Raw genomic sequence first — 9953 nt, forward strand, 5'->3', positions numbered from 1 at the left:
GTCGACGAAGGGGCTGGACATGTCGAGGCGGCGGCCGCTGGAGACGAGCATCCGCTCGACGATCCCGTGCACCTCGTCATCGGTGAGCACGATCGTGGTCAGCTCGCTGCGCCCGTTCCTGGCCACGAAGACCTGCGAGGGGCGTCAAGTCACTTAGGTGTCTCCAACGAAAGATGCCCGCCCACTGCGCGAACAGTGGCGGGCGTGGGCAACACCTGATGAGAGGCATCGCCATGCACAACGATACCCGTACCCCCGCACCCATCGCAGACGCGCCCGGGGACGTGACGACGCGCGCGATCCCCCTGGACGGCGGAACAGCGATTGTCGAGCACGTCGAGGACCGCGTAGAGCTGACCATCCGGCTCGGAGAGAGGATCGTCTGCGGGCTCGCGCTCACCGCACTTGAGGCCGCTGCGATTGGCCGTGCGCTCCACTCCCCCGACGGGGCGACGACCGGCGACCTGTTCCATGTGGCCGACACTCTCGGCGTGAACGCGGGCGACATCCTCCGCTTGCGGGAGACAGCCCACGCGTGACCTCCTGAGCGCTCTACGCGCCCCACAGCCGCCCGGAACACACACGGGCGCTCTGCGGGGCGTCTAGAGCCGTTCAGGCGGTTCTACGCGTGCCTTCACGGCTTCCCACGCGGCCCCGTGCACAGGGGCAAGATCAGGCAAGCACGGCTAGAGAACAATCCACCAGAACCGCCCGGAGCCGGGGCGGCGTAGCGCACGAGGACCATGCGCACGAGGGGCGGCGTTAGGCGCATCGCTACGGCGGTGGGCCTTCTCGTCGTGTCACCAGCGGTAGACGGAGCGGGGGCCGTGGGAGATTTCCGGGGTGGGGACCAAGCAAAGGCGGGCCGTAGGCTGCGACCGCAACTAGGCAGTCACCGGCAACCGCAGGACTCCATCGGCCCCGGCATCGGTACCTCGCCCGCACACCCCGGCACGCGCACGGCATCGCAGCCCCGGCACCGATACGTCAGATGCCCGCCCGACTCGCCAGCCGCCGCGCACCGGCAGAACCGCCAGCCCACCATCGCCCGCACCTCGCCACACCGGCACGGGCCAGGATCGGGGACAGCCCAGCCGTGCGGGGTGCGGATCAGATCAGGCATGCGGACGATGATGCAGCGAGGGGCCGACAACGCAAGAAAGCGCCCCTGCCTGGACCGTGAAGGCCAGGACAAGGGGCGCTCGTGCCGGTCAGAGGAACCGCTGCCCTCCCGGCTTGCTCCCACCCTCGGACGACTTGTCCTCAGGTGCCTTGTTGCTCATCACGAGCGCGTAAGCCTCAGCGAGAGTCTTCAGGAGGTCAGGTGTGGGGGTTTTTTCTGCGCGACTCTTGATCGCCTGAAGTAGCGCCCCCTCGGTCTGTCTCTTCAGTGCGGCCCGCTGCTCAGTCGGACTCTTCTCCTGCTCTTCCATCTTTCCAACCTCTCCGTCGACTTGGGCGACCGTCGCCACTAACTTGGACATTAGCCCCGACCCCCGACCCTCGCGGCCAGTCCGCAAGATCAGTCGTCGGCATGCTCGGCGGTTGCAACCGAACGCAGCGGCTTCCGGGTCGCGGACCTGCGGGCGATCAACGCGTCAAGCTCGGTCCCGCCCGCCTCACGCACCGCCGACGCAGCGAGGTCCCCGTCAGTGATCGACTCGATCAGTTCACGATGCATCCGCTGCTCCTCCAACACGACCAGCCGCGCATACAGCGCTTCACGCCGCGCCGACAGGGACGAGAGCGCCGTCGCAGGAGTGGACGGGGAGCCCATCGCCGCGACCACCGCCCGATAGTTGCTCCTGGTCTCCTCCAACTCGGACGGCAACTCGAACACGTCAGACACCGGCACTTCCTCCACGCCCACGTCCTCCCGCGCCCCGTTCCGACGCTCACGCCGATAGTCCCGCCACGCCACGACGCACTGCTCACACAACGGGTCACCCGCCCGCTGATGACGCCGAACAGCCGCAATCGTCCCGTGCGGCTTCAGTTCCTTCTTCCCCATGGTTCCTCCCATTAATGACACCGATTCCCAACAAGCCCAACACCCGCAACCACCAGCACCAACACCCCAAACAGCCCCGCACGGCATGGTGACCGTTCATATGGCCTCTTCGGATCTAGCAATGGGGCGGAAGCGAAGTCGCGACGGGGAGGGGAGGGGGTGCGGGCCAGGGGTCTGACCTGCGCGTTCCCTCCCCGGCCCGGTCGGTCAGATCAGAGACACGAGCGCTTCGCCGTCTCGGAGCTGGACAGTGCTGGTCGGCTCGTCGTCTTCGGGGTCCACGGTTACGGAGCGGACCCCGATGTTTCCTCGGATGTGCTGAACTTCGAGGGGCCTCGGCTCGCGGTACGGGCAGTGCTCGCCCAGGTCGGCGGCTCGCAGGTCCACGTCCAGTGCGATCAGCGCGCTCCACTTGTTGCACCGATTGTCGTTCGCGTTCCATGCTTCGTAGACGCGGCGACGATGAGCAGACTTCGGATCGGTGAGCAGTCCGATCAGTGCAGGCTCGCCCTTCACGTTGGCCCCGGCGAGTAGCGCGGCGTCGGCCAGGATGGGGGCGAGGGTGTCGAGCTTCCCGGCGATCAGCTCAGCCTCCAACCATGCGCGGCGCGTGTCCTCGTCGGCAGAGACAAGGTTCTTCGCGTCGCTCTCAGGGTCGATGATCTGTGCGAGGCGCACGAACTCTGCGGCGGCGGTGTTGTACTGCTCCGCGAGCTTGGCGTAGTTCTTGCCTGCCTGCGGTGAGTACGCGGCTCGGAGTGCGGAGTATGCGGCGGGGGCGACGCTGTTCCGTACGGTGGCGAGCTGGGGTGCGGTCGCGGCCTCGGTGATCAGGGCGGCGGCTCGGAGGGTGGCGAGCGTGTCCTCGTCTGCACCATCGGCGTATGCGTTGGTGAGGGCGGTCATGGGTGACGCGTTCGATGCCTCGATCCATGCGTCCCAGCGCTGTTCTGCCTTGCGGTACGCGGCGGGGATGGTGCCGCCGTGCTCAGCGATGCGGGCCACTCGGGCACGGTGCTCGCTGATGCGGCCAACGTCTCCGGCTGCGCCCCGGGTAAGGATAGCGATTTCGTTATTCATATTGTGCATTCCTGTTCGGTAGTAGGTACTGCTGTTATTGGGGGTGTTTTAGAGTCGTTCGCCGGTAAGTGTGTGCGCGCCCAGTGCTCGTGCTAGGGAGTGGTCGTCGTTGAGGCCGTATGCTCCGGGTCCGCCGATTGCTTGGCTTAGCGCCGCTTCGACGGGGACGTGCTGCGGCTGCTGCTCCTCGTCCTCCTTCGGCTCCTGCTGTACTCCCATGTCTCCGAGTGCTCGCCGGATTGCTGCCTCGATTGTTTCGTGGCGGTTCATGCTGCTTCTCCTTCTTGTGCTTCCAGCCAATCGATTAGCTGGTTGGTTAGGTCTGTGACGTCTTCGGTGTCGATGAAGACGTATGCGTGTCTGGTTTTGATCTTTACGCCGTCGCGTGCTGTTAGTGCTCCCTTGTCCCACGTGTACCGGCTGATCTGATATCTGCTCACTCGCCCTCCTGCTCTGCTCGCTGCTCTAGCTGCTCGAACCAATCGATGGCGTAGTCTGCGAAGGGCGGTATTTGATGCCGGTACAGGCGGACCGTGTTCTGGCCCTGCCTGAGTTCCACGCCGTCCGGGATCGCTTTGATGGATGCTGTTCCGGTCACTGGTCCTCCTGTCGGTTCTGTGCGGCCTTTAACGCGGTGTTCTCGGCTCGGAGTGCCTTGACGGTGTTCTCGGCCCGTCTGGCGCGCGCCAGGACTCGCCTGTAGGCCGTGAGGGGATCACCTACGGGGTGCGGGCGGGCCACTCGGTCTCCTCGTACTCTCATGCGTTGCCCGCAAAGATTCCAAAGTTGATACGCCGGAACTGATCTGCCGCCATTGACGCGGCCTCGGGCGTATCGTGCAATCCGAGGTAGTGATTCCTGCGTTCTAGCGTCACCTGCGCTACATACTTGCGACCGTTGCGGGTGACGCCGCGCGGGAGGTCTCTGCCAGGATTTGCACCATTTCGATAGCGGTTGTTCTGTGCGCGGGTGGCGAGGCGGAGGTGATCGACGTTTACGCACATCCGTTCCCAGCACGTGTGGTCGATGACCATGCCGTCCGGTATCGGGCCGTTTGCGCGCTCCCACGCGTAGCGGTGGGCCAGCATGTGCTTCCCGTTGACACGGAGAGAGCCGTAGCCGGTTGTCGTGTAACCGGTCCAGACGATGCAATCGGTCCACACGAGCGGCTCCGTGCGCGCCTCGAAAGCTTCCTCCGGGTCCCGGGCGTACAGCTTGACCGGGTGACGGGCGTCGCCGTACTTTCGCCAGCGTTGCCAGTGAGTATCACAAAAACCACGCGCCTTACGCGTCCGCTCGCAGTCGTCAATACTGCAGGTATTCACTCGGCCTCCTCGTCTTCAAGCTCGATTAGATCCTCGATCAGCGTCCCCATATGCTGCGGGCGGACGATGACGCGCTGTCCTGCCGCGCTGATCGTGACGGCCTGCTCCCCGTTGCGGAGCCGCAGGGTGCCGACGCTCGGACGGACCAGAGCGGGAGTGAAAGCGGTCATCGGGGCTGCTCCTGACTGTCGATGTATCGGTTGATCTGCCGGTCGATGAATAGCTTCATGAGGTCGGCTGCGATAATGAGTTGAATCTCGGATCGGGTCACGTGTTGTCTTCCTCTCGGACGTGCTGGATTAGTCGTTCGGTCAATGCGTCGAGTTCATCGCGGATGATTCGTTGAATGGTCGCTTCCCGTTGCGGGCGATCCTCGGTTCTCGATAATCGAGCTGTTGCCATTCGTGTTCCTGTTCTGCTAGCTGAAGTCGTCCGTGCTCGGTGAGCCGGTACATGTTGCCTCGGTAGTTGGTTTGCCACGCTCCGATGATTGGTCCTTTCGGGCATGAAGAGAGCCCCTGCCGGTTTGGCGAGGGGCTCGGATGAGGGGGGCGTGTAGGGTGATGTAGGGTGAAAAGCAAAGTTCTACACGAGCAGGTTCTTAGATAGTTTGCTTTTCAGGGTGCACTACCCTGCACTATTGCAGGTCAGGCTGCTTTCGGGGGATTGTGGACGTGCCACGCGGGCACCGCTACTCCCCTCCATCGGACGCCCTTGCTGCTACGCCCCGAGGTGTACCCAAGCCGCTTCAGCTCCTTGGCGAACCACTTTTGGTCGTTCGTCTTTGCGCCGTTCTGGCTCGCCCACTTGCTCCATGCGGAGAACAGGTCAGAGGCCGACGCGAAGAGTTCATCGCCCGTGAAGCACTCGTCCTCGATGAACTGCTTCACGTCGTCAGAGTCGTCGCGGTAGCCGCTCGTGGCTCGGGTGACGCTCTCGGGGGTGCCCATGCCCCCGTTGTCCTCGTAGGCGAACCATCCTTCGACGGCCCACGTCAGGATCGCGTCTGCGGCTAGCTCGAGGCGGTCGGGGAGCTTCCCGTCTCGCTCGTGTGGCGGGATCACCACGTCGAAGGGGATCACGCGGATTCGCCGCCAGACGGCGGGATCGTTGGCGTTCACCTCGGGCATGTGGTTTGTGACGTAGAGAATCTGGTGCGATGGCTTCCAGGTGACGGGATCGGAGTAGAGGCCGCGTGTGGTCATCTGGTCTCCTCCCGTGAGGCGCTTCATTTTCGCGGCGTCGAGTCGCTGCCCCTCCTCGGTCTCAGAACCGACAACAAGACGCGCCCCCATGAGCTGCAGTAGCTCGGGGTCGGGTCCGCCCTTCTTCCCCCCGCCCAGCAACATGTTCGGGTCGATGACGATTCCGTAGTCGCCCAGCGCGTGGACGAGTGCCCCGTAGGCGGTGCCCTTGCCGTTCGCTCCGGTGCCCGTGAGGATCGGGAAGAGGTGTTCGCGGACCGCGCCGTAGATTGCCTGTCCGGCGACGCGCTGTAGGTAGGCGCGCTCCTCGTCGTCGGGGAGAATCTGTGCGAGGAAGTCGAGCCAATCGCGGGACTTCTCCGTCGGCGCGTAGGCACCTCGGGCGACGCGTGTGATCCGGTCTGCGGGGTCGTGAGGGCGGACCTCGCGCGTGCGGAGGTCGAGTGTTCCGTTCGCGCAGTTGATCAGGTATGGGTCGGCGTCGAGCTCGTCCACGCCGACCCGGATGCCTGGGAGGGCAGACGCGATCCTCAGCACGCCGTCGATCCCGTTCGCGGACTCAGACTTGCGGACATCCAGACGTAGGTCGTGGTCTGAGATTGAGTCGGCCAGTGCCGCGCGGAGTACGTCGAGGACGGCGGTGGTGGTCGCGCCCTTCTGGTCTGCGGCCCAGCGCTTCCCGTCCCATACGCGCCATCCGAGCCCGTTCACGTACATGAGGCGGTGCCTGTAGCGATTGGCGAATCGGTAGGCGATGCGCGCCTGTCCGCGATGCTGCTCGCCTACGGTGAGGTCTTGCGCCTCGTGGATTCGGTCGTATTCTGCGGCTGTCTCAGCTTCCCATGCTGCTGCACGAGCGGCTTCCTCTTCGAAGATGTCTGTCATTCATCGTTCCTTATTGCTCAGTGTCGGTTCGTGTATTCGGTTACCGCGTCGAGGGCGAATGCGAGGGGGCCGCGTCCGTCGGGGTGTGCGGGTCCCCACGCCTCGGCCCACATGCGGGTAGTAACGTCTGCGTACTTCTGTCGGGTTTCCTCGGTGCGGCGTGCGTCCATGACGGCCGGGCCGGGACCGAATGACCACGACATCTCGCCGGGGTGGCGGTTCATCGGTGGGCCTTTCTGGTGCCGGGGCGGAGTGCTCGGGTGATCTCTTCGCGGCGCTGGTCGGTGATCTTCGGGGCGCGGGCGAGAGTGGCGGCGACGTAGTTGTCGAGTGCGTCGGTGGTCATGCGGTCTCCTGAATCTCGGCGTCGGCTGCGTTGAGTGCTTCGGTGGCGCGGGTGATGTCTCGGACGGCCTGGTGGCGCTTGAGCGCTAGGCGGGCGTAGTAGGCGCTGCGGGCGTGCTCTACGCGGCGTGCGCGCTCCTCGACGCCGAGGAGTCGGTGGGGGTCCACTTCGTTCTCGAATCGGGCCTGCAGGGCAGCGCGCGCTTTCGCGGTGCGGGCGGCTCGGTCGCTGGTGCTGGCCCAGGACTCGTGAGCGGCTACCTGTGCGGCGAGTCGGCGCGTGGTGGGGTCGGACATGGCGGGTGCTCCGTTCTCCCGTTTCCGGGCATAGAAAAAGCCGCCACGGTGTCGTGACGGCTTGCGGTGGGTGCTGGGTGAAAGGTGCTTCTACTAGTAGGGGCGCGATGTCAGGTTTTTCCTGCGCGTTTGCTTTTCTGGACACACGCCACGGGGTGACCGTTACGCGACCGTTACGTTGTGCGGCTCCATCGGCGTACAGCGCATGATCGGGCGCATGAAAAAGGCCCCACCGGATCGGTGAGGCTCAAGGGGTGCAAGCGGACAGTGCCCCTCGTTATACCCGGAAAACTGTGACAGTCCCCTTCTCTAGGGGGCGAAAAGCGTTACAGCGCCCTTCAGTAAGGGGCCAAAAGTGTCACAGCCCCCTCTACCAGGGGGCCAGAACTGTTACGAGCTACGCGGGCGTCGAGGCGGGATGCCCCTCACCTAGTACCGAACAGTGTTACAGGGTGCGGACTGCTCGACGCACAGTGCACGAGCCCCTCACCTATGACGGTGGAGTGTCACACCCCTTCACTAAGCCCCAAAAACTGTGACAGCCCCTCACCTCTAATGGTCAGGTGTTACGGGCGCATGCTCGGTGGAGTGACCTGCGGAAACATGCCCTCACCCTTAGTGGTGGGCCGTGAGATTCACCTGCGGGTTTGTGATCGCGAGGCTATTTGTTGTGTGACAAGAAATCTAACCGCAACATTCGACAGCGGGAAGACGCTGTTACGTGCACCCGTAGGTGGGCGTGTCGCCATGCTCGATCCCGGACTCGATGACCTCAGGTGCAAGGCGGGACAGTTCGTAGAGCGAGCGGGCGGCGGTCGGCAGATTCAAGCAATTGCTTGGATTTGCCAGGGCCGGGTTTGCTCCGACCGCCATGAGCTGACGGGCAACCTGGTCATTGATGCCGACCTCCCGGAGCAGCGGCAACCACTCGCCGTGCTGCACGTCGGCCTTCGCGGCGATCAGGTGCTTGCCCGCCGAGACGATGCCCTCTCACGGAGGGGCCAACCCTGTGACGGGGCGGCTCCGGCGCGGCGTGCACACCCTCTCGCTGTACCGCCAGAACCGTTACACCCCCTCACTATTAGGGGAATAGTGTGACGGCCTTTACTCTCTGACCTGCACAAACGTCGCGTGTTCACCTGCCGTTCACCTGGCACGCACAGAATCTCTACATCCCACAGCGTCGATAGGCTGTAAGTTGCACCCGCGTATGGGCGTGTCGTGCGCGGTGCTCTCACGCTTTCCAGTCGATGCGCACTTCCTCGGGCTTGAACCGCTGACCCGGCCCGGACGGCAACACCGTCACCTCACACAGCGCCCGGATGATCGACCGTTTCTGCTCCAACGGGGACGCCTCCCACGCTGCCGCCGCGCCCTTCCCCGTCGCTCCGGCAACAGTCGGATTAGGTGCCGTCGCCAGCACGCGCCGCTCTGCCTTAGCGAGGTCCGCCTCTAACGTCTCCGTGATCCGTGCGAGCTGCCGTGCGTTGATCCTTCCCGCCGCGTACTCGTCCGCTGCCGTGTCCATCCGCGCCGTGAGAGCGTCCCGAGCCTCACGTGCCGCCTGATGCTCCCCCGGATCAACGTCGGCCAGGTCAAGGTCCAGCGACTCAAGCCGTGCAACGATCACCGCCTGCACTACCGCGTCCACAGGCTCCATAAGCCTCGTGAGGCGCGTGCAATCCGGGCACATGTACGCCGGGGCACGCTTACGGCTCACATGCACCTTCGGGCGGAGCTTCGCGCCACAGCGGCCACACAACGCAATCCCGGACAGCAGATAGCGGGGCGCGGTGCCCCTGGTGTGGAACCGTCCCGGCGCGTCGAGGATCGCCTGCGCACGGTCGAACGTCTCCATATCCACTAGCGGCTCCCACTCCCCCGCTCCGAGCCGCTCACCCTTGTAGACGCGGATACCGGCATAGACGGGGCGGCGCAGCATGTTCCCCAGCACGGACCCGACAATCCGGTTCCCGCGCCTGCCCTTCACCCCTGCGGCGTCCATCTCCAAGCTGATCTGTCGGAGAGTGTCACCGGCCAGGAGACGCGCGTAAGCGTCACGCACCCAGCCCGCCTCCGGCTCGTACGGCACGAGCATCCCCAACGTTCCGCCGTTCCGAGGCACTTCACGTCGCTCATAGCCGAACGGGGTCGGTCCGACCGTCGAGAGTCCTTCGCGGGCCGTCTGCTCCGCTTTACGGGCGATCCTGCGCCCCATCTGCTCCGCTTCATGTCGCGCCACGCTGCCCTTGATCCTGGCCGTTAGACGGCCCTGTGGAGTCGCTAGGTCAATCTCGCCACCGACCGACGCGAGCGAGAGGCCGTGACGGTCGGCGAGGTCGATGAACGTTTCCAGCTCGGCGGGCTTGCGAGTGAGCCGATCCACGTCCCACACGATCACCGCGTCGATCCGGCCCTGCTCCACATCGTCGAGGAGGCGCACGTACTCGGGTCGCGGCTTGCTCTTGGACGCGCTGACGTTGTTGTCCACGTACTCGTCCATGACCGTCCAGCCGCGCCGCTGAGCTTCGGCAGTGCAGTCGTCTATCTGCCTGCCCACACCGAGCGCGGAGCCGTCGTCGAGAGAGATTCGGGCGTAGATGCCCGCGCGCCGTCCAGTCATGGTGCTACTCTACTCGCAGCGAGACACCTAACCTTCTTAGAAGGGCGAGTTCAGCCAGATCTCCTCCACGCCCGGGTCGTCCAGCATCTCCTGGAGCGGGCCGAAGCCGCCGATCCTGGCGGCGACCTGCGCGACCATCGTGTCGTCGTCGTGCAGCACCGGCACCTCGCCCGAGGAGGAGC

General features: G+C 64.8%; 12 protein-coding genes and 1 pseudogene. 1 reads left to right on the forward strand and 12 read right to left on the reverse strand.

Annotated features, from left to right (window positions below; genetic code table 11):
* A pseudogene (locus ACOJSN_RS06125) lies at positions 1-141 on the reverse strand (CpaF family protein); the annotation flags it as partial.
* Positions 142-218: 77 nt separating this feature from the next.
* On the opposite strand from ACOJSN_RS06125, the gene ACOJSN_RS06130 reads away from it, so the two are divergent.
* Entirely contained in the window at positions 219-539 is a 321-nt protein-coding gene (locus ACOJSN_RS06130; RefSeq protein WP_420111624.1) for a hypothetical protein, read from the forward strand.
* Positions 540-1211: 672 nt separating this feature from the next.
* Here ACOJSN_RS06130 and ACOJSN_RS06135 read toward each other — a convergent pair.
* The 11 genes from ACOJSN_RS06135 to ACOJSN_RS06185 form a co-directional block, all read right to left on the reverse strand.
* Positions 1212-1472: a hypothetical protein gene (locus ACOJSN_RS06135; protein WP_420111625.1), complete on the reverse strand. Its 261-nt coding sequence runs from the start codon at positions 1470-1472 to the stop codon at positions 1212-1214.
* A 50-nt stretch (positions 1473-1522) separates the two neighbouring features.
* The gene (locus tag ACOJSN_RS06140) at positions 1523-1864 is read right to left on the reverse strand and encodes a hypothetical protein (RefSeq protein ID WP_420111626.1); all 342 of its coding nucleotides are present in this window, start codon (positions 1862-1864) and stop codon (positions 1523-1525) included.
* Positions 1865-2218: 354 nt separating this feature from the next.
* Entirely contained in the window at positions 2219-3016 is a 798-nt protein-coding gene (locus tag ACOJSN_RS06145) for a hypothetical protein (protein ID WP_420111627.1), read from the reverse strand.
* A 511-nt stretch (positions 3017-3527) separates the two neighbouring features.
* On the reverse strand, positions 3528-3689 hold the full coding sequence (locus tag ACOJSN_RS06150; RefSeq protein WP_420111628.1) for a hypothetical protein: 162 nt from the start codon (positions 3687-3689) through the stop codon (positions 3528-3530).
* Positions 3690-3849: 160 nt separating this feature from the next.
* Positions 3850-4416: an HNH endonuclease signature motif containing protein gene (locus tag ACOJSN_RS06155; RefSeq protein ID WP_420111629.1), complete on the reverse strand. Its 567-nt coding sequence runs from the start codon at positions 4414-4416 to the stop codon at positions 3850-3852.
* Complete coding sequence (locus tag ACOJSN_RS06160) at positions 4413-4586, reverse strand: hypothetical protein (protein ID WP_420111630.1); 174 nt, start codon at positions 4584-4586, stop codon at positions 4413-4415. The genes ACOJSN_RS06155 and ACOJSN_RS06160 overlap by 4 nt, the downstream gene beginning before the upstream one ends.
* A 477-nt stretch (positions 4587-5063) precedes the next feature.
* The gene (locus tag ACOJSN_RS06165; protein ID WP_420111631.1) at positions 5064-6506 is read right to left on the reverse strand and encodes a DNA primase family protein; all 1443 of its coding nucleotides are present in this window, start codon (positions 6504-6506) and stop codon (positions 5064-5066) included.
* Positions 6507-6726: 220 nt separating this feature from the next.
* Positions 6727-6852 carry a hypothetical protein gene (locus ACOJSN_RS06170; protein ID WP_420111632.1) on the reverse strand — a complete coding sequence of 42 codons (126 nt, stop codon included), beginning with the start codon at positions 6850-6852 and terminating at the stop codon, positions 6727-6729.
* Positions 6849-7148, reverse strand: a complete 300-nt coding sequence (locus ACOJSN_RS06175; RefSeq protein ID WP_420111633.1) for a hypothetical protein — start codon at positions 7146-7148, stop codon at positions 6849-6851. Before ACOJSN_RS06175 ends, ACOJSN_RS06170 begins: the two co-directional genes overlap by 4 nt.
* A gap of 717 nt (positions 7149-7865) precedes the next feature.
* Positions 7866-8090, reverse strand: coding sequence for a hypothetical protein (locus ACOJSN_RS06180; RefSeq protein ID WP_420111634.1), 225 nt, complete (start codon positions 8088-8090; stop codon positions 7866-7868).
* Positions 8091-8382: 292 nt separating this feature from the next.
* Complete coding sequence (locus ACOJSN_RS06185; RefSeq protein WP_420111635.1) at positions 8383-9771, reverse strand: recombinase family protein; 1389 nt, start codon at positions 9769-9771, stop codon at positions 8383-8385.
* Positions 9772-9953: the final 182 nt, after the last annotated feature.

The organism is Pseudactinotalea sp. (genome assembly GCF_048594945.1).
Classification (GTDB): domain Bacteria; phylum Actinomycetota; class Actinomycetes; order Actinomycetales; family Beutenbergiaceae; genus Pseudactinotalea.